This is a genomic window from Modestobacter sp. SYSU DS0904, from assembly GCF_054051115.1.
Genome location: NZ_JBJHAQ010000006.1, coordinates 12,049 through 34,733 on the forward strand (window position 1 = coordinate 12,049; position 22,685 = coordinate 34,733).

26 protein-coding genes are annotated in these 22,685 nt (G+C 74.8%); 12 read left to right on the plus strand and 14 right to left on the minus strand.

What is annotated here, in order from left to right:
• Positions 1–108 precede the first annotated feature (108 nt).
• On the plus strand, positions 109–381 hold the full coding sequence (locus ACI79U_RS05630) for a helix-turn-helix transcriptional regulator (protein ID WP_457066244.1): 273 nt from the start codon (positions 109–111) through the stop codon (positions 379–381).
• Positions 378–860 carry a hypothetical protein gene (locus tag ACI79U_RS05635; RefSeq protein WP_457066242.1) on the plus strand — a complete coding sequence of 161 codons (483 nt, stop codon included), beginning with the start codon at positions 378–380 and terminating at the stop codon, positions 858–860. Before ACI79U_RS05630 ends, ACI79U_RS05635 begins: the two co-directional genes overlap by 4 nt.
• A gap of 40 nt (positions 861–900) precedes the next feature.
• Here the strand turns inward: ACI79U_RS05635 and ACI79U_RS05640 are convergent, their stop codons facing one another.
• The 5 genes from ACI79U_RS05640 to ACI79U_RS05660 form a co-directional block, all read right to left on the minus strand.
• Entirely contained in the window at positions 901–1,704 is an 804-nt protein-coding gene (locus ACI79U_RS05640; RefSeq protein ID WP_457066240.1) for a M23 family metallopeptidase, read from the minus strand.
• Positions 1,705–1,898: 194 nt separating this feature from the next.
• Complete coding sequence (locus ACI79U_RS05645; protein ID WP_457066238.1) at positions 1,899–2,999, minus strand: hypothetical protein; 1,101 nt, start codon at positions 2,997–2,999, stop codon at positions 1,899–1,901.
• Between the two features lie 13 nt (positions 3,000–3,012).
• The gene (locus tag ACI79U_RS05650; protein WP_457066236.1) at positions 3,013–3,705 is read right to left on the minus strand and encodes an SCO family protein; all 693 of its coding nucleotides are present in this window, start codon (positions 3,703–3,705) and stop codon (positions 3,013–3,015) included.
• Entirely contained in the window at positions 3,702–4,418 is a 717-nt protein-coding gene (locus ACI79U_RS05655) for a YcnI family copper-binding membrane protein (RefSeq protein WP_457066234.1), read from the minus strand. Before ACI79U_RS05655 ends, ACI79U_RS05650 begins: the two co-directional genes overlap by 4 nt.
• Positions 4,419–4,444: 26 nt before the next feature.
• A complete protein-coding gene (locus ACI79U_RS05660) occupies positions 4,445–6,145 on the minus strand; it encodes a copper resistance CopC/CopD family protein (RefSeq protein WP_457066232.1) in 1,701 nt (566 codons plus the stop codon).
• A gap of 206 nt (positions 6,146–6,351) precedes the next feature.
• Here ACI79U_RS05660 and ACI79U_RS05665 point away from each other — a divergent pair, with 206 nt between their 5' ends.
• The 7 genes from ACI79U_RS05665 to ACI79U_RS05695 all read left to right on the plus strand — a co-directional run bounded on the left by ACI79U_RS05665 (position 6,352) and on the right by ACI79U_RS05695 (position 12,462).
• Complete coding sequence (locus tag ACI79U_RS05665; RefSeq protein WP_457066230.1) at positions 6,352–6,969, plus strand: DUF47 domain-containing protein; 618 nt, start codon at positions 6,352–6,354, stop codon at positions 6,967–6,969.
• A gap of 7 nt (positions 6,970–6,976) precedes the next feature.
• Positions 6,977–7,978 carry an anion permease gene (locus ACI79U_RS05670; RefSeq protein ID WP_457066228.1) on the plus strand — a complete coding sequence of 334 codons (1,002 nt, stop codon included), beginning with the start codon at positions 6,977–6,979 and terminating at the stop codon, positions 7,976–7,978.
• A gap of 25 nt (positions 7,979–8,003) precedes the next feature.
• Complete coding sequence (locus ACI79U_RS05675; protein ID WP_457066226.1) at positions 8,004–9,422, plus strand: MFS transporter; 1,419 nt, start codon at positions 8,004–8,006, stop codon at positions 9,420–9,422.
• Between the two features lie 58 nt (positions 9,423–9,480).
• The gene (locus tag ACI79U_RS05680) at positions 9,481–9,588 is read left to right on the plus strand and encodes a putative leader peptide (protein WP_457066224.1); all 108 of its coding nucleotides are present in this window, start codon (positions 9,481–9,483) and stop codon (positions 9,586–9,588) included.
• Positions 9,589–9,674: 86 nt separating this feature from the next.
• Positions 9,675–10,664 carry a sulfite exporter TauE/SafE family protein gene (locus ACI79U_RS05685; RefSeq protein WP_457066222.1) on the plus strand — a complete coding sequence of 330 codons (990 nt, stop codon included), beginning with the start codon at positions 9,675–9,677 and terminating at the stop codon, positions 10,662–10,664.
• A 152-nt stretch (positions 10,665–10,816) separates the two neighbouring features.
• The gene (locus ACI79U_RS05690; protein WP_457066220.1) at positions 10,817–11,806 is read left to right on the plus strand and encodes an NAD(P)/FAD-dependent oxidoreductase; all 990 of its coding nucleotides are present in this window, start codon (positions 10,817–10,819) and stop codon (positions 11,804–11,806) included.
• A gap of 29 nt (positions 11,807–11,835) precedes the next feature.
• Entirely contained in the window at positions 11,836–12,462 is a 627-nt protein-coding gene (locus ACI79U_RS05695; RefSeq protein WP_457066218.1) for a class I SAM-dependent methyltransferase, read from the plus strand.
• Positions 12,463–12,551: 89 nt separating this feature from the next.
• On the opposite strand, the gene ACI79U_RS05700 is transcribed toward ACI79U_RS05695, so the two are convergent.
• The 4 genes from ACI79U_RS05700 to ACI79U_RS05715 all read right to left on the minus strand — a co-directional run bounded on the left by ACI79U_RS05700 (position 12,552) and on the right by ACI79U_RS05715 (position 16,509).
• Positions 12,552–13,034: a DUF5994 family protein gene (locus ACI79U_RS05700; protein ID WP_457066216.1), complete on the minus strand. Its 483-nt coding sequence runs from the start codon at positions 13,032–13,034 to the stop codon at positions 12,552–12,554.
• A gap of 309 nt (positions 13,035–13,343) precedes the next feature.
• Complete coding sequence (gene typA / locus ACI79U_RS05705) at positions 13,344–15,233, minus strand: translational GTPase TypA (RefSeq protein ID WP_457066214.1); 1,890 nt, start codon at positions 15,231–15,233, stop codon at positions 13,344–13,346.
• Between the two features lie 184 nt (positions 15,234–15,417).
• On the minus strand, positions 15,418–15,762 hold the full coding sequence (locus ACI79U_RS05710; RefSeq protein ID WP_457066212.1) for a hypothetical protein: 345 nt from the start codon (positions 15,760–15,762) through the stop codon (positions 15,418–15,420).
• 189 nt (positions 15,763–15,951) lie between these two features.
• Entirely contained in the window at positions 15,952–16,509 is a 558-nt protein-coding gene (locus ACI79U_RS05715) for a YceI family protein (protein ID WP_457066210.1), read from the minus strand.
• Between the two features lie 89 nt (positions 16,510–16,598).
• On the opposite strand from ACI79U_RS05715, the gene ACI79U_RS05720 reads away from it, so the two are divergent.
• Entirely contained in the window at positions 16,599–17,114 is a 516-nt protein-coding gene (locus ACI79U_RS05720; protein WP_457066208.1) for a MarR family winged helix-turn-helix transcriptional regulator, read from the plus strand.
• A gap of 39 nt (positions 17,115–17,153) precedes the next feature.
• On the opposite strand, the gene ACI79U_RS05725 is transcribed toward ACI79U_RS05720, so the two are convergent.
• From ACI79U_RS05725 to ACI79U_RS05735, 3 genes are all read right to left on the minus strand, one after another.
• Entirely contained in the window at positions 17,154–18,314 is a 1,161-nt protein-coding gene (locus ACI79U_RS05725) for a glycerophosphodiester phosphodiesterase (protein ID WP_457066207.1), read from the minus strand.
• A 181-nt stretch (positions 18,315–18,495) separates the two neighbouring features.
• A complete protein-coding gene (locus ACI79U_RS05730; RefSeq protein ID WP_457066205.1) occupies positions 18,496–19,344 on the minus strand; it encodes a patatin-like phospholipase family protein in 849 nt (282 codons plus the stop codon).
• Complete coding sequence (locus ACI79U_RS05735; RefSeq protein ID WP_457066203.1) at positions 19,337–19,465, minus strand: hypothetical protein; 129 nt, start codon at positions 19,463–19,465, stop codon at positions 19,337–19,339. The genes ACI79U_RS05730 and ACI79U_RS05735 overlap by 8 nt, the downstream gene beginning before the upstream one ends.
• Before the next feature lie 15 nt (positions 19,466–19,480).
• Between ACI79U_RS05735 and ACI79U_RS05740 the strand changes: the two genes are divergently transcribed.
• Both ACI79U_RS05740 and ACI79U_RS05745 read left to right on the plus strand, forming a co-directional pair.
• Positions 19,481–20,011, plus strand: a complete 531-nt coding sequence (locus ACI79U_RS05740; protein ID WP_457066201.1) for a MarR family winged helix-turn-helix transcriptional regulator — start codon at positions 19,481–19,483, stop codon at positions 20,009–20,011.
• Positions 20,012–20,071: 60 nt separating this feature from the next.
• The gene (locus tag ACI79U_RS05745) at positions 20,072–21,103 is read left to right on the plus strand and encodes a potassium channel family protein (RefSeq protein ID WP_457066199.1); all 1,032 of its coding nucleotides are present in this window, start codon (positions 20,072–20,074) and stop codon (positions 21,101–21,103) included.
• A 10-nt stretch (positions 21,104–21,113) separates the two neighbouring features.
• On the opposite strand, the gene ACI79U_RS05750 is transcribed toward ACI79U_RS05745, so the two are convergent.
• A complete protein-coding gene (locus ACI79U_RS05750; protein ID WP_457066197.1) occupies positions 21,114–21,293 on the minus strand; it encodes a DUF1059 domain-containing protein in 180 nt (59 codons plus the stop codon).
• 49 nt (positions 21,294–21,342) lie between these two features.
• Positions 21,343–22,587, minus strand: coding sequence for an EAL domain-containing protein (locus tag ACI79U_RS05755; protein WP_457066195.1), 1,245 nt, complete (start codon positions 22,585–22,587; stop codon positions 21,343–21,345).
• Between the last annotated feature and the right edge of the window lie 98 nt (positions 22,588–22,685).

The window sequence follows — 22,685 nt, forward strand, 5'->3', positions numbered from 1 at the left end:
GCGCCCCGCCAGGGAACCATCTCCACCCGGACCCGCAGCATCCACCGGCCAGAGCGGGACGTGGATCTGGGATAGCGTGCGAACCGCGCTCTGTAGTAAGTTTGCTACATGCCACCGCGCAAACGCTCCGAGGAACCTCAGCTGTACAACCGGCTGACCGTCTTGCGCACGGAGCGCGGGATGTCCCGCCAGGAGCTGGCCGACGCGGTCGGCGTGCACTACCAGACCATCGGCTACCTCGAGCGCGGCGAGTACAGCCCCAGCGCCACCCTCGCGCTGCGGCTGGCCGCGGTCTTCGGCCTCCCGATGGAGGCGGTCTTCTCCCTCACCCCGTTCCGCACCCTGTCCGAGCAGGTCTACGGCACCCAGGAGTCCCGATGAGCACCCCCACCCGCACCCAGCGTCGCGCCGCCCGCCTCGACGACCCGCAGTTCGAGTCACTCCGCACCCCGCGCACGCGCCGCCGGCTGGTCGCCGTCCTCAGCGGGCTGCTGGTCGCGGAGGCCGGCCTCGTCCTCATCGCCGAACGCGCTCCGGTGGTCTTCGTCGTCGGCATGGCGGTCGTGGTGATCGCCTTCGTCCTGCTCCTCGGCGCCCTCAAGGCCAGCACCCGTGGGGTGGAGGAGCTCCCGGCCGAGGCGCTGGACGAGCGGCAGTGGCAGCTGCGCGGCGAGGCCTACGCCCGCGCCTACTGGGTCGGCTTCGGCCTGCTGACCGCCGAGCTGTTCGTCGCCGCCGTCTGGCTGTTCGCGGACTGGCCGGCACCGGGCGACAACGTGCTCATGGGCGCCCTGCTGCTGCCCTTCCACGTCGCTCTCGTGCTGCCGACGCTCGTCACCGCCGCCACCCGCGACCTCTGACGGTCTCGGTCACGGGCGGGACCCGTCGCCTGAGCGGCGGCTACAGCTCGACGCCGCGGGCGGCCAGCCACTTGACGGGGTCGACCCGCTTGCCCTCCAGCCCGCCGGAGTGCACCTCGAAGTGCAGGTGCGGCCCGGTCGACTGCCCGCGGTTGCCCAGCAGCGCGATCTGGTCACCGGCCTCGACGACGTCGCCGGCGCGCACCTGGATCTTCTCCATGTGGCCGTAGACGGTCACGTCACCGCTCTCCCCGAGGATGTACACCGCCAGCCCGTAGCCGCTGGCCGCGCCGGCCCGCAGCACGACGCCGTCCTCCACCGAGTACTCCGGGGTGAGCATCGGGGCGGCGAGGTCGATGCCCCAGTGCATGGTGCCCCAGCGCTGGCAGAAGCAGCTGGTCAACCGGTAGGTCCCCAGCGGGGAGACGGCCTTGGGGCGGGCGGCCTCCGCGGCGGCCGCGGCGGCCGCCGCCTCCTCCTCCTGGCGGGCCTGGCGCTCGGCGCGGTTGGCGGCCACCTCGGCGAGCCGGACGCGGGCCTCGGCCTCGCTGATCGACGACTGCGGCATCAGCGCCGCCTCCTCGTCGATCAGCGACGAGTCGGCGGCCAGCATCGCGGCGACCTCGACCGGCTCGGCCACCGCCGTCGGCAGGGCGTGACTGCCCAGGAAGGCGACCAGCCCACCGATGGCGAGCGCCGCCAGCAGCGCGCCGGGCCGCCGGCGCTGCACCGCGGACGGGCGGACGGCGGCGCGTTCGGCGGTGTTCGGCGAGACCTCGGCGACGACCTCGGCAACCGTCCGTCGGGTTCCCTCGACGACGCTGCCGACGTGCCTCGAAGCCATGCGCAGTGCCCCTCAGTTCGATGGCGGCGCCTGCGCGCCGGAGCGGTTCGGCAGTCATCGAAACATCGAGTTGCAGCTTTGTAATTTGTCTGACGGCGTGTTCATCAAGACACGCCGCGTGACTGCTCCACGACGGTCAGGAACGGGCCGACATGTCGACGTGTCGACACGTCGACCCGGCGCACGGCGAGGCGTCAGCCGCCGACCGGTGCGGGCACCGGGGTGTCGGCCGCCGGGCGCCCCCGGACGTCGTCGCGGAACCGGCGGGCGGCCAGCGCACCGCCGATCACCAGGCCGAGCCCGACGACGACCAGGACGGCGACCGCGGCCCGGCCCAGCAGCTCCGGCCCCCGGGTGACCGTGTGCGCGGTCCACAGCACGTCGACGTCGGGCACGCCCTGCACCAGCAGCAACCACCCGCCCACCACCGCCATCAGCCCGGTGAGCACCCCGCGGCCGCGCAGCGCGGCCCGGATGCCGATCGCCGCGACCAGCACCGCCAGCAGCGCCGGCAGCAGCGCGGAGACCAACGCGCCCGGGTAGGAGGCGACCGTCACCGGCGGATCCGGGGTGGCCAGCGCGTGGACCAGCGCCGCCAGCCCGCCGGCGCCCAGCGCGACCGCCAGCGGGCGCGGGGTGCCCGCCCGCCAGCCGGCCAGCACCGTGGCCGCCAGCAGCAGCCCGTAGACCGGCCAGACCAGCCAGGCCGGCGGCGGCGGGCTCCAGGTGAGCTCGCCGGCGACCACCACCGGCGTGCCACCGACGGCCATCGGCACGGTCCACTCGGCCACCGTGTGCGTGCGGGTGGGATCGGCGGCGACCGCCGGGGGCAGCAGCCCCTCGCTCATCCAGTGCGTGCGGTGGTCGTGCCAGACGTACTGCGGCTCGGTGGAGACCTGCTCCCAGCGCGGCGGCGCGGTGACGTCGACGTCGTCGGGCACCGGCGCGCGGCCGTAGCGGTCCAGGTTGAGGTAGCTGGCCGGGCTCAGCGCGTTGCGCCAGACGCCGTCCGGCCCGATCCGCAGGTACGGCTCGTCGTTGTACCCCGGCACGGCGACCTCGGTGCCGGTCTCGTTGACCACCTCGAGGGTGTCGCCGAAGTCGAGCACCCGGACGCTCAGCCCGGGCAGCGGCGGGCTCACCGAGGTGACCCGCCCGTCGAAGTCGCTGCCGGCGGCTCCCCCGCCGACGTGCGCGAGCGCCGGCCCGGCGAGGGCCCCGACCACCACCGCCAGCGCCGCCAGCAGGACGACGCCCAGCCGGGCACCCCAGGGGCGCGACGCCGACGCGCTCATCCGGTCGTGCCGCTCACTCGGCCGCGACGAGGGCCAGGTCGTGGGCGATGTCGCGGCTGGTGTTGCCCGCGTCGAAGGCGACGTCGGCCTCACCGTCGGTGCCGTAGAGCAGCAGCAGCGCCGAGTGCGCCTCGCCGCCGTTCTGCGCGAGGGGCACCCCGGCGGCCAGTTGGGCCTGGTCGATCTGCGCCTGGTCGCCGGTCAGCCCGACGAACTCGGTGGGCAGCTCGGCGTCGAACTGGTCCAGGTACGCCCCCAGCACCTCGGGGGTGTCCCGGGCCGGGTCGGTGGTCACGAAGACGACGTTCGTGCGCTCCGCCACCGCGGGATCGACGTCGCCCAGCGCCAGCCGGACGTCGGCCATCGTGGTCGGGCAGATGTCCGGGCAGTTGGTGAAGCCGAAGAACAGCAGCGTGGGCCCCTCGGCGGTGGCCGCGGCGAAGTCGTAGGGCTGCCCGGCGCTGTCGGTCAGGGTGAACGACGGCTTCTGGTACGGGTCCTTCAGGTGGATGCCGGAGTAGGGCCCCGTGTCGCCACCCTCGACGACCGCCGGGGGCTCCACCCCGGCCGCGTGGTCGTGGCCGCCGGCCGCGCCGGAGCCGTCCGCGGTCGCGTCGCCGCCGCAGCCGGCCAGCAGCAGGCCGGCCGCCGACAGCACCCCCGCCAGGGCGGGACGGAACCGGGGAGGGAGGGTCCGGGAGCTCACGAGGACACGGTACGTCGGCGCGCGGCCAGACCGAGCGCGAGACCGCCGACACCGGTGAGCACGCCGAGGACGCCGAGCACCAGCGCGGTGACGGCGAGCCCGTTGCCGTCGTCCGCGGCGGTCACCTCGTCCGGGGTGGCCGCCGGCCCGGAGGCGCCGTCGGCCGCCCCCTCGGACAGCGTCAGCACCGGCGCCGGGCGCTCGGGCTCGGGCTGGCCCGTGACGGTGGGCTCGATCCACGCCGCCTCGCTGCCGTCGCTGTAGGTCTGCACCGCGTTGAAGGCCAGCTGCTCCGCGTCGGGGAACGGCCCGCCGGAGAGGGCGAACTCCTGGAACTGACCGGGCTCGATGCCGGCGCCGTCCACGGCGCGGAACTCCACCACCGAGACCGCCTCGTCGACCTCCGTGCCGTGCACCTCCACCGGCGGGTCGATCTCGCTGCGGGTGAACGTGATCGTCCAGCCCGGCACCGGCTGCGCCCGCAGCGAGGCCAGCGGCGCCTCCGGCGGCACCTGGATGCGCAGCCCCACCGTGCTCGCGGTGTCGCTCTCGTTGGGCACCCGGAAGGTCAGCTTGCCGTAGCCACCGGGCTCGGCGTCGGGGCTGGAGACGGTGACGTGCGCGGAGGCGGCGCCCACCCCGACGGTGAGCAGCGTGGCCAGGGCGACCGGGACGACGACGCCGAGCCGGCGCACGGAACGGGACGGGGACATGCGGGTTCTCCTCGATCGGGGGCTGGTCAGCGCACCGGGAAGGTGGTGCTGGCGGTGCGGGCGGTGAACTCGTCGAGCCGGACGGTGACGGCGAGGGTCCACGTGCCGGCGGTCGGCAGGGCCGGGTCGGCGACGTAGTGGCCGGGCCCGGCGCCGGCCAGCTCGACGTCGAGCGGGCCGATCTCCTGCTGCTGCTCGGTGAGCGTGACGGTGATCTCCTGCGGCTGGATGAGCCGGCCGTCGTCGTCGAAGAGGTAGAGGTGCAGCGTGGCCGGCCCGGGCGACGCCGGGGCCAGGGTGACCTGCACCGTGCCGTCCGCTCCGCCGGCCGACTGCAGGGGCAGCGTGACCTCCACCGGGTCGGCGACCGCGGCCCGCGCGGGCGGCGTGCCGACCAGCACCGCCGACAGCGCGAGGACGACGACGGCGCCGGCGAGCTCGACCAGCACCGAGCGCCGCAGCACCCCGAGGTGCTCCCCGGGACCCCCCGCGGGCACCCGGGCCCGCCGTCGCTCCCCCAGCCGCTGGTGCACCCAGTCGCGGCTGACCAGGGCGGCGCCCAGCACCCCGAGCACGAGCACGAGCTTGGCCAGGAGCAGCCACCCGTAGCGGGTGCCGACCAGCCCGGACGGCGAGCCGACCTCGCGCACCGACTGCAGGACGCCGGTGACCACCAGCGCCGCGATCAGCCCCGCGGCGAGCCGGGACCACCGGGGCAGCGCGAGCGCGAGCTCCCCCACCCGGTCCGCGGCGCCCGCCCGCAGGCGGAGCCCACCGGCGAACAGCGCGGCCAGCCCACCCAGCCAGCCGGCCATCGCCGCCGCGTGCACCGCCGCCACCGGCACGGCCAGCCAGGGCAGCGGACCGGCCACCGGGTGCCCGACGGCGGCCGTCGCCAGCACCAGGGCGGCGGCCGGGACCGCCGAGCCGATCAGCAGCCCCGGGGCCGGCGGTCGGCCGGCGCGCCAGCCGACCGCGAGCAGCGCGGCCAGCGCCGCGGCCAGCAGCAGCCGGAGCACCAGGGTCAGCCCGTGCGCCGTGCCGAGGGTGGCGCCCAGCAGATCCGGGTCGAGCAGCGAGCCGGGTCCGCTGCCGGCCGCGTACGGCCCCTGCAGCAGCACCCCGAGCAGCGCGCCGACGGCCACGGCGCCCAGGCCGGCCAGGGCCAGCCGGCGCAGCAGCGGCACCGCCCAGCCGCCCGGCCAGCAGACCGCGAGCGCCAGCGGGATGCCCAGGCCCAGCGCCAGGCCGAGGTAGCCCAGCCAGCGGGCGGCCGGGAGCGCGGCGGCGACCACCGGGTGGACGTCGCCGTCGTCGGCCACGGCGTCGACGGCGAGCAGCTCGCCGTCGCCCACCGCGAAGGTGAAGGCCCCGGACACCGGGTGGGCGTCGGCCGAGACCACCCGGTAGGTGACCAGGTAGCCGCTCTCGGGCAGGCCGTCGCGCAGCGGCACGGTGAGGGTGTCGTCGCGGACCTCCGCCGCGCCGGAGTCGACCCGCTCGCCGTCGGCGCCGAACACCCGCGCGTAGCCCGCCCCCAGCGACACCGGCTCGTCGAACTCGACGGTCACCTCGTCCGGGACGGTGTCCAGCCGGGCGCCGTCGGCGGGGGTGGTGCTGACGACGGTGGCGTGCGCCGCGGCCGGGCGGGCGGTGAGCACGTCGAGCCCGAGCCCGGCGACGAGGAGCCCCGCCAGCAGCAGGAGGGCGGGGACGACCCGGTTCACGTTCGGGTCCTCCCCCGGCCGGCGTGCTGCACGGGAGGTCAGTCGTGCGGGGACGCCCGCCGGTTCCCGCTGTGGCGCAGAGCACCCCGACGTACCCGATGGACTGACGGTGAACGCTGGGTGAACGGCGGCGGACCTATGCTCCCCTGCGGCCGCCCGCCCGAGCGGGCAGCGGCCACCACTCCCCTTCATCCCCGGAGCACCGCGTGGCCTTCCGCCTCACCCCCCGCGACTCGAGCTTCTACGCCATGTTCACCGCGTCGGCCGAGAACCTGGTCACCGCCACGGACGTGCTCAGCGAGTTCGTGCACGAGCACGCCCGCCGGGAGGAGCTGGCCGAGCGGCTGCGGGACCTGGAGCACGCCGGCGACCAGGCCACCCACGCGATCTTCCGGCAGGTCAACTCCAGCTTCGTCACCCCGTTCGACCGGGAGGACATCTACAACCTGGCCAGCGACCTGGACGACGTGATGGACGCGATCGAGGCCGCCGCCGACCTGGTGGTGCTCACCAAGCTCGGCACGCTGCCGGCGGAGATGGGCCAGCAGGTCGCCCTGCTGCAGCGCTGCGCGGCGGTGACCGCCGAGTCGATGCCCCGGCTGCGCTCGATGAAGGACCTCGCCGACTACTGGATCGAGGTCAACCGGCTGGAGAACGAGGCGGACAAGCTGTACCGCCGGCTGCTGTCCCGGCTGTACTCCGGCGAGTTCGACGCGCTGGAGATCCTCAAGCTCAAGGAGGTCGCCGACCAGCTCGAGGAGGCCGCCGACGCCTTCGAGCACGTGGCCAACGTGGTCGAGACCATCGCGGTCAAGGAGTCCTGACCCCGGCATGGACCCGCTCTTCCCGGCGCTGGCGGTCATCGTCGTCGTCGCCCTGGCCTTCGACTACACCAACGGCTTCCACGACGCGGCCAACGCGATCGCCGTCGCCGTCTCCACCAAGGCGCTCACCCCGCGGGTGGCCCTCGCGCTCGCCGCGGTGATGAACCTGATCGGCGCGCTGATCTCCACCGAGGTCGCGCAGACCGTGGGCGCCGGGATCATCGAGGCACCCGCGGGCTTCGAGGGCCTGCAACTGGTCTTCGCGGCGCTGGTCGGGGCGATCGTGTGGAACCTGACCACCTGGTACTTCGGGCTGCCCTCCTCCTCCTCGCACGCGCTGATCGGCGGGCTGGTCGGCGCCACGTTGGCGGCCGCCCACTCGGTGCAGTGGAGGGGCGTGCTGGAGGACGTCCTGATCCCGATGGTGCTCTCACCGCTGGTCGGGTTCGCGCTGGGCTACCTGGTCATGCTGGCGATCCTCTGGACCTTCCGCGGCGCCAACGCGCACCGGGCGAACCGCGGCTTCCGCTACGCCCAGGTGGTCAGCTCGGCGACGATGGCGCTGGGCCACGGCATGCAGGACGCGCAGAAGACGATGGGCATCATCACCCTCGCCCTGCTCACCGCCGGGGAGATCGACACCTTCGAGGTGCCGCTGTGGGTGGTCTTCGCCGCGGCGATCGCGATCAGCGCCGGCACCTACGCCGGCGGCTTCCGGATCATGCGCACCCTCGGCCGGCGGATCATCCAGCTCACCCCGGCCGGCGGCTTCGCCGCGCAGACCGTGGCCTCGAGCGTGATGGTCACGACGGCGACGGTCTTCGCCGTCCCGGTGTCGACGACGCACGTCACCACCACCTCGATCATGGGCGTCGGCGCGACCCGGCGGTTCTCCGCAGTGCGCTGGGGCGTGGCCGGCGGCATCGTCGTGGCCTGGGTGGTCACCCTGCCCGCCGCGGCCGGGGTGGCGGCGCTGGCGTACGTGGTCACCCACGCTGTCGTCGGCTAGCCGCCGTCGGCTAGCTTCGGCGGACGTGGCCCCGCCGGCAGCACCACCCGCCGGCCCGGTGGCCCTGGGCACCGCCGCCGGCCGGTGGGTGCTGCTGGCCACCGTGCTGGCCTCGGCGATGGCGATGCTGGACGCCACCGCGGTCACCGTCGCCCTGCCGGCGATCGGCGCCGAGTTCGGCGCCTCGCTGTCGGTGCTGCAGTGGACCGTCACCGGCTGCACCCTGGCGCTGGCCTCGCTGGTGCTGCTCGGCGGCGCACTGGGCGACCGGTACGGACGGCGGCGGGTCTTCCTCATCGGGGTGGTCTGGTTCGCGCTGGCCTCGCTGGTGTGCGGCGTGGCCCAGACCGGCGGTCAGCTGGTGGCCGCCCGGGTGCTGCAGGGCATCGGTGGTGCGTTGCTGACCCCCGGCAGCCTGGCGATCATCCAGTCCTCGTTCCGGCCCGGTGACCGGGCCCGGGCGATCGGCCTGTGGTCGGCCCTGGGCGGGGTCGCCGGGCTGGTCGGGCCGTTCCTGGGCGGGTTCCTCGTCGACGCGCTCACCTGGCGGTGGGTGTTCGGGATCAACGTGCCGGTCGCCGTGGTGGTCGCGCTGGCCGGGCTGCGGCACGTGCCGGAGAGCCGGGACACCGAGCGGCACGGCCGGTTCGACGTCCTCGGGGCGGTGCTGGGGGCGCTGGCCCTGGGCGGGGTGACCCACGCGCTGATCGCCGCCGGGGAGGCCCCGGGCCGGCCCGACGTCTGGGCGGCGGCCGTCGCCGGGCTCGGCTGCGGCGCCGCGTTCGTCGTCCGGGAGAAGCGCGCCCGGGCGCCGATGATGCCGCTGACCCTCTTCGCCGACCGCCAGTTCTCCGGCGCCAACCTGAGCACCCTGGCCGTCTACGCGGCGCTCGGTGGCTTCTCCTTCTTCCTGGTGCTGCAGCTGCAGACCTCGCTCGGCTACGGGGCGACCGCCGCCGGCGCCGCGCTGATCCCCGCGATCGCGGTCATCTCCCTGCTGTCGGCCCGGGCCGGGGCGCTCGCGCAGCGCACCGGCCCGCGGCCGTGGATGAGCATCGGCCCGCTGGTGGCCGGCGCCGGGCTGCTGTGGCTGTCCGGGCTGGACGCCGGCGACACCTGGGTGACCGGCGTGCTGCCCGGCCAGCTGCTGCTGGGGCTGGGCATGGCCGCGGTGGTCGCCCCGCTGACCGCGACGGTGCTCGGCGCCGCACCCGACCGGCTGGCCGGGCTGGCCAGCGGGGTCAACAACGCGGTCGCCCGGGCGGCCAACCTGCTCGCGGTGGCGGCGCTGCCGGTCGCGGTGGGGCTCTCGGGAGACGACTACACCGACCCGGCCGGGTTCACCGCGGGCTACCGCACGGCCATGCTGGCCTGTGCCGGGCTCATGGCGGCCGGCGGTCTGGCGGCCTGGCTGACCGTCCGGAACGACGTCCTGCGCGGCTGATCCCACTGCGTGGGAGCCGGTTGCCCGCAATCCGCACCAAAGTGGTAGGAATGTCCCCGTGACGACGACGGCCCTGCTCCCGCCCCCCCTCCCGGGCGAGCTGCTGGTGAGCCGTCTGCACGTCGACCTGCTCCGGGTCGCCACCGCAACCTGTCCGGGCCGCTGACCTCCGCGCCGTTCGCGGCGCCCCTCGTTCAGCCCGCCTGACGCGCTCCGCTGCGCCCGGCGCCACGACCCCGGAGCACCCTCCTCGTGAAGACCCTGATCCTGCTCGCCCTCGCCGGCCTCGGCGCGCAGCTCGTCGACGGCAGCCTCGGCATGGGCTACGGCGTCACCTCGACCACCCTGCTCCTGGCCATCGGCACCAACCCGGCCGCCGCCTCGGCCACCGTGCACCTGGCGGAGATCGGCACCAACCTGGCCTCGGGTCTGTCGCACTGGAAGTTCGGCAACGTCGACTGGAAGGTCGTCGCGAGGATCGGCGTCCCCGGGGCGATCGGCGCCTTCGTCGGCGCCACCGTGCTGTCGAACGTCTCGACCGCGATCGCCGCGCCGGCGATGTCGCTGATCCTGCTGGGCCTGGGCGTCTACCTGCTGGTCCGGTTCACCCTCCGCGGCATCGACAAGCGCCAGCTGGGCAAGCCGATGCGCACCCGGTTCCTCGCCCCGCTCGGCCTGACGGCCGGCTTCATCGACGCCACCGGCGGCGGCGGCTGGGGGCCGGTGAGCACCCCGGCCATCCTGGCCAGCGGACGCCTGGAGCCGCGCAAGACCATCGGCTCGATCGACACCTCCGAGTTCCTGGTGTCGCTCGCCGCCAGCCTGGGCTTCCTGTTCGCCCTCGGCAGCCAGGGCATCAACCTGTTCTGGGTGCTCGGCCTGCTCGCCGGCGGTCTGATCGCCGCGCCGATCGCCGCCTGGCTGGTGCGCTACGTCCCGCCGCGGCTGCTGGGCGCCGGGGTGGGCGGGATGATCGTGGCGACCAACGTCCGGAGCCTGCTCACCAGCGACTGGGTCGACGCCGCCGACCCGGTCCGCTACGCCGTCTACACGGTGGTCTACCTGACCTGGGCCGCCGCGGTGGTCTGGTCGTTCCGCGAGTACCGGCGGGAGCGCGCCGAGGAGCAGGCCGCCGCGCTGGCCGCCGAGGCCGAGGAGCTCGCCCGCGCCGAGCGGGAGCCGAACACCACCGAGCCGCTGGAGAGCATCCGCGCCGGCCGCCCGAGCGCTCCCCGGGAGTAGCAGCACCGATCCCGCAGATGGGCCCCGTCCGGTGACCACCGGACGGGGCCCTTTGCTGTTCGGCAAAGAAGGTTGTCGGCCCGACCGCACCGGTCGCACCCTCGACCCGACGGCGGCCGAGACCCGGCCGCCCGGGGACGAGGAGCGCGACCATGGGCGAGCGGTACGACGTGGTGGTGGTGGGCGGCGGCGCCGCCGGCCTGAGCGGTGCACTGGCGCTGGGCCGGGCCCGCCGGTCGGTGCTGGTGGTGGACGGCGGGGCGCCGCGCAACGCCCCGGCCGCCGAGATGCACAACTACCTGGGCCGGGACGGCACCCCGCCCGGGGAGCTGCTGGCCGCCGGGCGGGCCGAGGTGGCCGGGTACGGCGGGCGGTTCCTGGACGGCGACGCGGTCTCCGCCGCCCCCGTCGACGGGGGCTTCGAGGTGCGGCTGGCCGACGGGCGGTCGGTGCTCGGCCGCCGGCTGCTGGTGACCACCGGCCTGGTCGACGAGCTCCCCGCGGTGCCGGGCCTGCGCGACCAGTGGGGGCACGGTGTCCTGCACTGCCCGTACTGCCACGGCTGGGAGGTGCGCGACCAGGCGATCGGCATCCTGGCGACCAGCCCGATGTCGGTGCACCAGGCGCTGATGTGGCGGCAGTGGAGCGACGACGTCACCCTCTTCCTGCACGCCCGGGCGGAGCCCACCGACGAGGAGTGGGAGCAGCTGGCCGCGCGCGGCATCTCGGTCGTCGTCGGCGAGGTCACCGCCGTCGAGTCCGACGGCGACCGGCTGACCGGTGTGCGGCTGGCCTCCGGCCAGGTGGTGCCCCGCGACGCGCTGGTCGTCGCCCCCACGTTCACCGCCCGCTCCGCCGTCCTGGAGTCACTCGGCCTGCCGGTGGAGCCGATGGAGGTGATGGGGCACGTCGCGGGCAGCGCCGTCCCCGCGACGCCGGTCGGCTCGACCGACGTCCCCGGGGTCTGGGTGGCCGGCAACGTCACCGACCTGATGGCGCAGGTGATCGGCGCGGCCGCCGCCGGGTTGAAGGCCGGTGCCGGGCTCAACGGCGACCTGATCGCCGAGGACACCCGGCTGGCCGTGGCGGCCCGCCGGGCGGCATCCTCCACCGAGGCCGGCGCCGGGGCAGGTGCCCGGTGACCGCCGGCATGCGAGCCGAAGGAGGACCGGTGGAGGAGCACGGGCCACAGGGGAACGGCCACGACCTGGCGTCCTGGGAGCAGCGGTACCGCGACTCCCCGGCGCTCTGGAGCGGGCGGGCCAACGCCGCGCTGGTGGCCGAGGTCGCCGACCTGCCGCCGGGGCGCGCGCTGGACGTCGGCTGCGGCGAGGGTGGCGACGTCCTCTGGCTGGCCGGCCGCGGCTGGCGGGTGACCGGCCTGGACTGGTCGGCAGTGGCCCTCGCCCGCGCCGCCGCGCACGCGGCCGGGGCGGGCCTGACCGAGCGGGTCGAGTGGGTCCGCGGGGACGTCGGCACGTGGCAGCCGCCGGAGCGGGCCTACGACCTGGTCACCGCGCACTTCCTGCACCCGCACGAGGCGCTGCGGCACGAGCTGGTCCCGCGGCTGGCCGCGGGCGTGACCCCGGGCGGCACGCTGCTGTGGGTCGGCCACCCCTGGGACGAGGAGCGGGCCGCGGTGTGGGGCGGGGACCGGTTCGCCACCGCCGCCGACGTCGCCGCGGACCTGGATCCGCGCGCGTGGGAGGTGCTGGTCGCCGAGTCCCGTCCGCGGGCTGCCGGTGAGGGCGGGCACCACCACGCGGACGAGGTGCTGCGGGCCCGCCGGCGGGGTTGAGCCGCCCAGGGCCGGGTGGAGCCGCGGTCAGGCCCCTCTGCCCCCGCCGCGAGCCTACGAGTGGCGGGGGGGGGCAGAGGGGCCCTTCGTCAGCCCGCGCGGACGCTGGTGAGCGGGACGACCTCCGGGCCGGGCCGGGTGCCGGCGGCGGCGAGCACCCGCTGCGCCGTCCCGGAGCTCTCCTTCAGCCCGGCCAGCCGCAGCGCCCGGACGCCGGTCAGCGCGTCGGCCTCCGGCGGCACCACCAGCAGGTCCAGCCGGCGGTCGTCCTCGACGGTCAGCGAGACCAGCTGCGGGTCCATGCTGGTGAAGGCGCCGGTGCGCACGATCCGCCCGGCCACCGCGATCCGGCGCTCGACCGGCTGCCACGCCGTGGACGGGTAGGTGAACCGCTCCACCCGGACGCCCAGCCCGGCCAGGGCCGCCACCAGCTCCGGGAGCTCCGCCGCGAGGTCCCGGCTGCGCGGCCACCAGGCCCCGTCGACCGGGACGTCCGCCCGGGTCCCTTCCCGCCGCAGGCGCACCCGCACGTCGATCCCGTTCCGGAAGCCCGCTGCCCGCTGCACCGTCATCGGTTCTCCGACCACCCTCCGCACAGTTCCCCCAGACGCCGCCCGGCCTTCCCCTGCCAGGCGCACGTCTCCCGAGCGGAAAGTAGGCCGACGCGCGCGACACCCCGGCGCGACGCGGGGACCATCGCGCAACGTGTCCGAGCCGTTCGGCCGGTCATCACACTGCGTGGCGGCACGACAACACTTGCCACACGCGCCCCTCGCCTCTCGTCGCCCCGCCCCCGTGCGTCGACGTGACAGCCCGGGAACGACGGACGCCGCCGCCCCCGAGGTGGGGACGACGGCGTCGGTCGGTTCGGGTTCAGCCGATCAGGGCTTGGGCTTCCGGTTCTTGGACCGGCCGCGGATGGTCTGGTCGAGCTCGACCTTGCGCACCCGCACGGCGCCCGGGGTGACCTCCACGCACTCGTCCTCGGCACAGAACTCCAGTGCCTGCTCCAGGTTGAGCAGCCGCGGCGGGATGAGCCGCTCCAGCTCCTCGGAGGTGGACTTGCGCATGTTGGTGAGCTTCTTCTCCTTGGTGATGTTCACGTCCATGTCGTCCGGACGGGAGTTCTCACCGACGATCATGCCCTCGTAGACCTCGGTGCCCGGCTCGACCATCATCTGGCCGCGCTCCTGCAGCGAGAACATCGAGTACGTCGTCGCCACACCGGTGCGGTCGGCGACCAGCGAGCCGGTCGGGCGGGCGCGCATGTCGCCCAGCCACGGCTCGTAGCCCTCGAGGTTGTGGTTCAGCACGCCGGTGCCGCGGGTCTCGGTGAGGAACTCGGTGCGGAACCCGATCAGGCCACGCGAGGGGACGATGTACTCCATCCGCGCCCAGCCGGTGTCGTGGTGCACCAGGTTCTCCAGCCGCCCGCGCCGGACGGCCAGCGCCTGGGTCAGGGTGCCGACGTAGTCACCCGGGGTGTCGATCGTGACCCGCTCGACCGGCTCGTGGAGCTTGCCGTCGATCTCCTTGGTGACCACCTGCGGGCGGCCGACGGTGAGCTCGAACTCCTCGCGGCGCAGCTGCTCGACGAGGATGGCCAGCGCCAGCTCGCCACGGCCCTGCATCTCCCAGGTGTCGGGGCGCTCGGTGGGCAGCATGCGCACCGAGACGTTGCCGACGAGCTCCTGGTCGAGGCGGTTCTTGATCAGCCGGGCGGTGAGCTTCTTGCCCGACTTGCCCGAGATCGGCGAGGTGTTGATGCCGATGGTGATCGAGATCGACGGCTCGTCGACGGTGATCGCCGGCAGCGGGCGCGGGTCGTTCGGGTCGGCGAGGGTGTCGCCGATCATGATCTCCTCGATGCCGGCGATCGCGATCAGGTCGCCGGGGCCGGCGCTGTCGGCCGGGGTGCGGGTGAGGCCCTCGGTGACCAGCAGCTCGGTGATCTTCGTCCTGGTGATGGTGCCGTCGGCCTTGCACCAGGCGACCTGCTGGCCGCGCTTCATCTCGCCGGAGTGGATGCGCAGCAGCGCGAGCCGGCCGAGGAACGGGGAGGCGTCGAGGTTGGTGACCTGCGCGCGCAGCGGCTCCTCGGCGTCGTACTCCGGCGCCGGCACGGTGTCGAGCAGGGTCTTGACCAGCGGGCCGAGGTCCGGGCTGTCCGGGACGGTGCCGTTCTCCGGCTTGTTCAGCGAGGCCTGGCCGGTGCGGCCGTTGCAGTAGACGATCGGGAACTCGAGGGTCTCCGCGGGCAGGCCGGCGTCCTCGAGCAGCTCCATGAACAGCTCGTAGGTCTCGTCGACGACCTCCTCGATGCGGGCGTCCTGCCGGTCGGTCTTGTTCACCGCGAGGATGACCGGCATCCCCTTGGCCAGGGCCTTGCGGAGCACGAAGCGGGTCTGCGGCAGCGGGCCCTCGGAGGCGTCGACGAGCAGGACGACGCCGTCGACCATGGACAGCGCGCGCTCGACCTCACCACCGAAGTCGGCGTGGCCGGGGGTGTCGACGATGTTGACGACGACGGGGTTGCCGTCGTCGTCGTGCAGGTGGATCGCGGTGTTCTTGGCGAGGATGGTGATCCCGCGCTCGCGCTCCAGGTCCATCGAGTCCATGACCCGGTCCTGGGTGGAGTCGTTGTCGGTGCCCTCGCCCTTGGCCCGGCCCAGTGCACCGGCCTGTCGGAGCAGGGCGTCGACCAGGGTGGTCTTGCCGTGGTCGACGTGGGCGATGATCGCCACGTTGCGCAGGTCGTTGCGGGTGGGCATGCGGAGAGGCACCTCAGGGGGTCGCGGGAGTCTGCGCGCAGCGGCGCGCACATCAGGACTCAACCGCGAGTGCGGCAGAGACCTTCCCATGGTAGATGAAGGACCCCGGTCCCCCTCATCCCTCGCAGGCTCGGGACGAGCCGCTGGACCGGGGCCGTCCCAGGTCGTCGGGCCGGCCCTGCACTCAGACGGAGGACGCGGGCCGGTCGGCGACCACCCAGGACAGCGCCGCGACCAGCACGGTGACCAGCCCGACGGCCAGCCAGGCCGGCCAGCCGACCCCGAGGGCCAGCACGTGGGCGAGCACGAACGCCGCCACGTAGGCGACGGCCAGGCCGGCCGAGACGGCGGCGCCGCGGCGGCGGTACCAGAGCCAGGCGGCGCCGAGCCCGCCCGCGGCGAAGACGATCCCGCCCAGCGCCCGCACGCCGGTGCCCTGCGCGATGCCGAAGCCGGCGGCGAGACCCAGCGCGGCGAGGACGGCGGAGGGGAGTCGGGTCTGCACGCGGGCGAGAGCGGAGGTCGACATGCCGTCCAGTGTCCCAGCAGCTCCACCCCCGCGCGGCGGCCTCGACTGCGGAGACGACGAGGGTCCCGGGCGGTGCCCGGGACCCTCGTCAACGGATGGTGCCGCTGCGGTGGGACGCACCCAGCGGTCGGCCTTCCTCCAGGGACCCGCCGCGAGCCTGCGAGTGGCGGGGAGGAGGGAGGTCCTTCATCAGGCGGTGCGGAGCACGCCCTCGATCTCGAGCTCGACCTCGATCTTGTCGCCGACGACGACGCCGCCGCCGTCCATCGGCATGTCGATGTCGACGCCGAACTCCTTGCGGGAGATGGAGGTCTTGCCGGAGAAGCCGGCGCGGGTGCCGCCGTAGGCGTCGGGGCCGAAGCCGTTGAGCTCCAGGTCCAGGGTGACCGGCTTGGTGATGCCCTTGATGGTCAGGTCGCCCTCGACGACCCAGTCCTCGCCCTTGTTGCGCACACCGGTGGAGCGGAACTCCATCACGGTGTGGTTGCCGACGTCGAAGAAGTCGGCCGACTTGATGTGGGCGTCGCGCTGCTCCTGCCGGGTGTCGATCGAGTCCATGTCGACGGTGGCGGTGACGGTCGACTGCGACGGGTCCTCGGCGGTGGTGATGACGCCGGAGAACTCGCGGAAGTAGCCGCGGACCTTGCTGACCATCATGTGGCGGACGGCGAAGCCGACGGTCGAGTGGGACGCGTCGATGTCCCACGTGCCGACGACGTAACCGGGGATCTGGGTGGTGCTGGCCATGGTGACCCTCCAACTGGTTGAGCGCTTGACGATGTCGTCGGGAGTCAGCGTAGTTGAGAGCTTGAGTATTCCGCTAGTACCCTCGGGGGGTGAGCACCGACGTGTCCCCCCAGCGTCCGTCGACCCCGGGCGCCGCCCAGGCCGACCCCCCGGCCCCCCGCTGGCTCGACCCCGACGAGCAGCGCGCCTGGCGGGCCTACATGTACAGCTGGATGCTGCTGGAGGACCGGCTGGACCGCGAGCTCACCCGGGAGACCGGCATCTCGCACGCCTACTACGAGATCATGGTGCAGCTGTCGGAGACCGAGGGCCGGCAGCTCCGGATGAGCGAGCTCGCCCAGCGCTGCCTGTCCTCCCGCAGCCGGCTCTCGCACGCCGTCTCCCGCCTCGAGGAGCGCGGCTGGGTGCGCCGCCAGGTCTGCGCCGAGGACGGCCGCGGTCAGCTCGCCGTCCTCACCGAGGAGGGCTTCGCCGCCCTGCAGACCGCCGCGCCGGTGCACGTCGAGGGCGTGCGGGCGCACCTGTTCGACCAGCTCTCCCCCGCCCAGGTCGTCGCGATGCGCGACATCGGCGAGACCCTGCTACGCCACCTGAACGAGCGCTGAACGCCGGTCCCGGAGCACCGGGACCGGCGTCCAGGTGGCTCAGGCGGCCGCCGAACCGGCCCCGGTCCGGAACAGCTCCCGGGTCAGCACCCCGGTGTCCGGGTTGTCGGTGAACAGGCCGTCCACCCCGGCCGCCCAGAACAGCAGCTGCTCCTCGATCGCCCGGCCGTAGGCCGCCGGGTCCTCCCCCTCCTGCAGCTCGGCCGGCAGGAAGGTGTTCTCGTTGCGGAACGTGTACGGGTGCACCAGCAGGTCCACCGCGTGCGCGTCCTCGACGAACCCGGTCGGCTCGCCGAGCGTCCCGTCCTCCTGGCGCGGGATGACCTGGTTCTTCTCCGGGCCCACGCCGTCGGCGTACTCGGCGATCCCGGCCAGCCCCTCGGCGGTCGACAGGTCGGCGTAGCCGCGCGGGTCACCGGCGGCAACCAGGTCGGCCGGTGCGCCGGTGGCCGACAGCAGCTGGACCAGCGGCACCCGCACCCCGGCGGCGTCGAGCTCGCGCAGGTTCGCCGTCTCGAACGACTGCAGGAAGACCGGCGACCGGCGACGGTCCAGGTGCGCCTCGTCCAGGTCGGCCACCAGCGGCTCCTCCAGCGAGAGCCCGATCCCGTCGAAGTAGGTGGGGTGCTTGGTCTCGATGTAGGCCCCCACCTCCCGGCGCAGCTCGCGGCTGAGCTCCGCGCGCAGCTCCAGGAACTCGTCCAGGGTCGGCACCGCGAACAAGCCGTCGTACAGCGTGTTCTCCTCCCGCACCTCGGGCAGCCGCTCGACGGCGCGCAGCGTCCTCAGCTCGGCCAGGGTAGAGTCCTCGGTGAACCAGCCGGTCAGCTCGACGCCGTCGACCGTCTTCGTCGTCCGCCGGTCGGCGAACTCCGGGTGGTCGGCCACGTCGGTGGTGCCGGAGATCTCGTTCTCGTGCCGGCACACCAGCACGGCGTCGGCGGTGCTGACCACATCGCACTCGATGTAGTCGGCACCCATCCGGGCGGCCAGCTGGTAGGCGGCCAGGGTGTGCTCGGGGCGGTGGCCGGAGGCACCCCGGTGCCCGATGACCAGCAGCTCCTCGGCGCCGTGGTCGTGGTCGTGGTCCCCGCCGCCCGCGGCGGCGGTCGCGACGAGGGGGACGGGGGCAGCCAGGGACATCAGGACGGCGACCAGGGCCAGGACCACGGTGGCCGGCAGCCGGATGGCAGTGCGCATGGGTGCTCCTGCGGGCTCCGGTGGCGACCGTCGCCGCCGGCCCGCCGCCCGATCCCAGCGGGGAGCCCCGGCAGCCGCGCCAACCCCGGCGGAACAGCCGGTGAAGCCACGCGCACACCCCGCGAGCCGGTCACCCAGCGCTGGCCCCCGGTGACAGTTCAGCCGGTGCCGGACGCCGTCCTCACTGCCAGGCCTCGGCGACCTCCGCGGCGACCGCGGCGGCCTGGACCCGACCGGCCCGCGCGGACGCCGGGCGGGCCGCCTGGTCGAGCACGTTCTTGCCGATCGCCGTCCGGCTGCCCTGGTCCGGCGCGACGACGGCGACCCGGCTGACCATCCCGGTGACCTGCGCGTCGACCCCGGCCACCGGCCCGATGCCCTTCACGACCGGGGCGATCACGACGACCCGGTCGCAGCCGGTGGCCAGGTCGGCGTTGGCCGCCGACCGCATCCCGCCGTCGACGTAGCGGCGTCCGTCGATGGTGACCGGTGGGTAGACCCCGGGGACGGCGCAGCTGGCCGCCACCGCCGCGAGCAGCTCCACGCCCGACCCGCGGGTGAACGTGCGGAACTCCCCGCTCTCCGCATCGACCGCGGTGAGCAGGAGCGGCCGGTCCGGCCACTCCGTGCCGGGCAGCCGGGCGGCGATCATCTGCCGCCAGTCCTCCTCCGACGGGGTGGCCCCGGCGTCGGCCGCGGCCACGGCCAGCGCCCCCACCCGGCGGCGGAAGGCGGCGTCGTCCCGGCGGGCGACCAGCATCGCCAGGCCGTAGCGGGCGAGCGTGCGCCGCCCCAGCCGGGCGGTCGGCCCCGGCCGCGGCGGGGCCACCTCACGCTCGAACAGCTCGGCGACGGGCACGCCGCTGCGCAGCTGGGTGCTGACCACCGAGCCCGCGGAGGTGCCGACCACCAGGTCGGCGTCGGTCAGGTCGATGCCGGCGTCGGCGAGGCCGGTGAGCACGCCGGTCGTCCAGGCGATGCCGGTGATGCCGCCGCCACCGAGGACCAGGGCCCTGCGCTGCTCAGTCATCCGGCCATCCTGCCCGGCGCCGCCCCCGCCGCGGCGGCCGCCACCGGTGCAGCGCGCCGGCCGCGGCGACCAGCGCCGGGGTGTGGGCGCCGCGCACCACGGTCGCGTCCAGCCGGGCCACCTACGGTCTCCTCCCATGGAGCACCCACCGGAGGGAGACGGCCCGCTCCCCCGCGTCCCCGGTTGGGTGGACCGGGACCCCGCCGGCATCCCCGCCTACGCGCTGGCCCGGGCCGGTGCGGTCGTCAGCGGCCTGTTCGCCCGGCAGCTGGCCCGGGTCGGGCTCCGCACGCACACCTTCTTCGTGCTGGTGCACCTGGCCCGGGACCGGGTGCTCACCTCCGCCGAGCTGGCGCGCCGGCTCCAGCTGACCCCGCAGAGCATGAGCGCGCTGCTGCGCAGCCTGGCCGACGCCGGCTGGATCGAGCGCCAGGAGGAGGTCCGCCGGGGCCAGCGGATCGACGTGCGGCTCACCGACGCCGGGCACGCCGCCCTGGCCGCCGCCGGGCCGGTGCTCGGGGAGCTGGGCCGGCCGGACGCCCTGGGCCTCACCGAGGCCGAGGCGGCCACCCTGCACGGGCTGCTCCAGCGGGTGCTCGATCACCTCGGCCGGGAGCCCGGCGCCGACCCGTCCCCGCCGCCACGCGACGACGGGCACCCCGCCTGAGCAGTGCGGGCGACCTGCGGTCGCTATCGTCCCCCCGGTGACCAGGAAGACGTCGGCGCCGTGCTGAACTCCGGCGAGCACACCGGCGTCCAGCTCCCCCACGCCGAGGAGCCGCCGTCCCGCCAGGTGGTGCGACGGCTGCTCGCCGCCACCCTCGTGCTGCTTGGCACGGTGGCGATCGTCTACCTGGGCCGCGACGGCTACGACGACGTCGACGGCGAGGTGTCGCTGCTGGACTCCTTCTACTACACGACGGTGTCGCTCTCCACGACCGGCTACGGCGACATCGCGCCGCTCACCGACCGGGCGCGGCTGGTCAACGTCGTCGTCATCACGCCGCTTCGCGTGCTCTTCCTGATCATCCTCATCGGAACGACCCTGGAGGCGCTCACCACGCGCTCCCGGGAGGAGTTCCGGCTCCGACGTTGGAGGTCCCGCGTGCGCCAGCACGTCGTCGTCTGCGGTTACGGCACCAAGGGCCGCAGCGCCATCCGCGCCCTGCTGACCACCGGCACCGACCCCGACCACATCGTGGTGGTCGACACCGACGCCCGGATGATCGAGGAGGCGACGGAGGCCGGCCTGACCGGCATCCTCGGTGACGCCGGGCGCACCGAGGTGCTGCGCCGCGCGGCGGTGGAGAAGGCCCGCGCGGTCGTCGTCGCCGCGCACCGGGACGACGCCTCGGTGCTGATCACGCTCACGGTGCGGCAGCTGAACCCCACGGTGCCGATCACCGCCTCCGTCCGCGAGGAGGAGAACGCCAGCCTGCTGCGCCAGTCCGGCGCCGACACGGTGATCACCACCGCGGCGACGTCGGGCCGGCTGCTCGGCCTGGCCACCGACCAGCCCCGGGTGGTGGCCGCGGTCGAGGACCTGCTGACCAGCGGCCGCGGGCTGGACCTGCAGCAGCGCACGGTGACCCACCCCGAGGTGGGCCTGGGCCCCCGTCAGCTGCGCGACGTGGTGCTCTCGGTGACCCGGGGCGGCCGCACGCTGCGCTTCGACGACCCGCTGATCGGCACCCTGCAGAGCGAGGACGTCCTCGTCGTCGTCAAGGCCCACCGCGGGCCCGACGGCAGCTCGGCCTAGCGGCCCGGGTTCAGCCGACGTCGCGGATGGCGCGCCCCACGGCGGCGTCGACCTCGGGCATGTCCGCGGCTCCCTTGCCGTGACCGTGCTCGGCGTGCACGCGTCCGTGCGCGATCAGCTCCGCGAACGTCGGGGCGCGGAAGCTGGCTCCGCAACCGGGGACGACGTCGGCGCAGTCGAACTCCTTCACCGGGTTCCTCCATGATCTCTCGGCCGCAGCCGTGCGGCGCCGGTGTTGCTCAGGGGACGTCGACCGCGGACGCCCCACCCTGGAGCGCGGCCAGCCGCAGCGTCATCCGTTCGGGTCGGACCAGGCCGAGCAGCCGGCCACCGTCGTCCACGCAGAGCACCGGGTCGAAGCGCCGGGCGGCCACCCGCGTCATCGCCCGGGTGGCGACCTCCACCACCGAGGCGGCCGGTCGCACCCGCAGGCTGACCGGCACGACCTGGAGCTCACCGGTGGGGTCGCCGTCGCGCAGGGACGGCCGCACGAGGTGGGTGGGGCAGCCGGCGGCGTCGACGGTGACGACGACGTCCAGCCCGGCGTCGGCGGCGAACCACTCCCGCGCACCGGTCAGGTCCACCGCCAGCTCCCCCGCCGGGTCACCGGCCAGGTCGCCGACGGTCACCGCGGGCACCGTCTCGACCAGCGAGCCGACCGCGTCGGCCTGGCCGGCGCGCGCGACCAACGTCTGCAGCAGCTCGGCGACGGCCGGGTCCAGCGCCGACCAGCCGGGGGCGGGCCGGGCGAGCAGGTAGCCCTGGGCGAGCGGCACCCCGAGCCGGACGAACGCCGCGAGCTCCTCGGGCCGTTCGATCCCCTCCACCAGCAACCAGGCGTCCAGCCGACCCGCGTAGGTGCCCAGCAGCTCGGCCAGGGCGAGCTTCGCCTCGTCCCGGTCGGCGTGGTCGACCAGCGTCCGGTCCAGCTTGACGAACTGCGGGCGCAGCAGCGCGAGCTGCTGCAGCCCGGAGTAGCCGGAGCCGGCGTCGTCCAGCGCGACCGCGGCCCCGGCCGCGCGCAGCCGGGCGAGCAGCCCGGTGAGGCGCTCGTGGTCGTCGAAGGGCACGTGCTCGGTCAGCTCCAGCACCAGCCGTCCCAGGTCGGGGGCGGCCAGCAGCACGTCGGCGACCGCCGGAGCGGTGAGCAGGTGGGGGCTGACGTTCACCGACAGGAAGCAGCCCGCGGGCAGGTCCTCGCGGGCGCGCAGCGCGGCGGCGACGACCTTGCCCTCCAGGTCGGCGCCGAGCCCGAGCTCGTCGGCCACCGCGAACCAGCGGTCCGGGCCGATCCCGGGGGCGGCGTCGAAGCGGGAGAGCGCCTCGTAGCCGGCGACGACGCCGCGACGCAGGTCGACGATGGGCTGGAACACCAGCCGCGGTTGCGCCGGGTCGGCGAGCACGGTGGCCAGCGCCGCCGCCCAGCCGCCCTCCGGAGCCACCGCCGCACGCACACCGGGGAGGTCGCTGGTCGCTGCCGTCACCGACTCCTCTTCCTGGTCGCGGCAGCAGCCCGTCCGTGGACCGTTCGCCGACGCGAGCCAGCCTGCCCCGGCCCGGGCGACGGGGGCGAGCGGCGGCG

Excerpts from the sequence above, each read along its gene's own strand:
- ACI79U_RS05630 (WP_457066244.1), top strand. The coding sequence starts at position 109 with ATGCCACCGCGCAAACGCTCCGAGGAACCTCAGCTGTACAACCGGCTG.
- ACI79U_RS05635 (WP_457066242.1), top strand. The coding sequence starts at position 378 with ATGAGCACCCCCACCCGCACCCAGCGTCGCGCCGCCCGCCTCGACGAC.
- ACI79U_RS05640 (WP_457066240.1), bottom strand. The coding sequence starts at position 1,704 with ATGGCTTCGAGGCACGTCGGCAGCGTCGTCGAGGGAACCCGACGGACG.
- ACI79U_RS05645 (WP_457066238.1), bottom strand. The coding sequence starts at position 2,999 with ATGAGCGCGTCGGCGTCGCGCCCCTGGGGTGCCCGGCTGGGCGTCGTC.
- ACI79U_RS05655 (WP_457066234.1), bottom strand. The coding sequence starts at position 4,418 with ATGTCCCCGTCCCGTTCCGTGCGCCGGCTCGGCGTCGTCGTCCCGGTC.
- ACI79U_RS05670 (WP_457066228.1), top strand. The coding sequence starts at position 6,977 with ATGGACCCGCTCTTCCCGGCGCTGGCGGTCATCGTCGTCGTCGCCCTG.
- ACI79U_RS05690 (WP_457066220.1), top strand. The coding sequence starts at position 10,817 with ATGGGCGAGCGGTACGACGTGGTGGTGGTGGGCGGCGGCGCCGCCGGC.
- ACI79U_RS05700 (WP_457066216.1), bottom strand. The coding sequence starts at position 13,034 with ATGACGGTGCAGCGGGCAGCGGGCTTCCGGAACGGGATCGACGTGCGG.
- typA (WP_457066214.1), bottom strand. The coding sequence starts at position 15,233 with ATGCCCACCCGCAACGACCTGCGCAACGTGGCGATCATCGCCCACGTC.
- ACI79U_RS05710 (WP_457066212.1), bottom strand. The coding sequence starts at position 15,762 with ATGTCGACCTCCGCTCTCGCCCGCGTGCAGACCCGACTCCCCTCCGCC.
- ACI79U_RS05715 (WP_457066210.1), bottom strand. The coding sequence starts at position 16,509 with ATGGCCAGCACCACCCAGATCCCCGGTTACGTCGTCGGCACGTGGGAC.
- ACI79U_RS05725 (WP_457066207.1), bottom strand. The coding sequence starts at position 18,314 with ATGCGCACTGCCATCCGGCTGCCGGCCACCGTGGTCCTGGCCCTGGTC.
- ACI79U_RS05730 (WP_457066205.1), bottom strand. The coding sequence starts at position 19,344 with ATGACTGAGCAGCGCAGGGCCCTGGTCCTCGGTGGCGGCGGCATCACC.
- ACI79U_RS05740 (WP_457066201.1), top strand. The coding sequence starts at position 19,481 with ATGGAGCACCCACCGGAGGGAGACGGCCCGCTCCCCCGCGTCCCCGGT.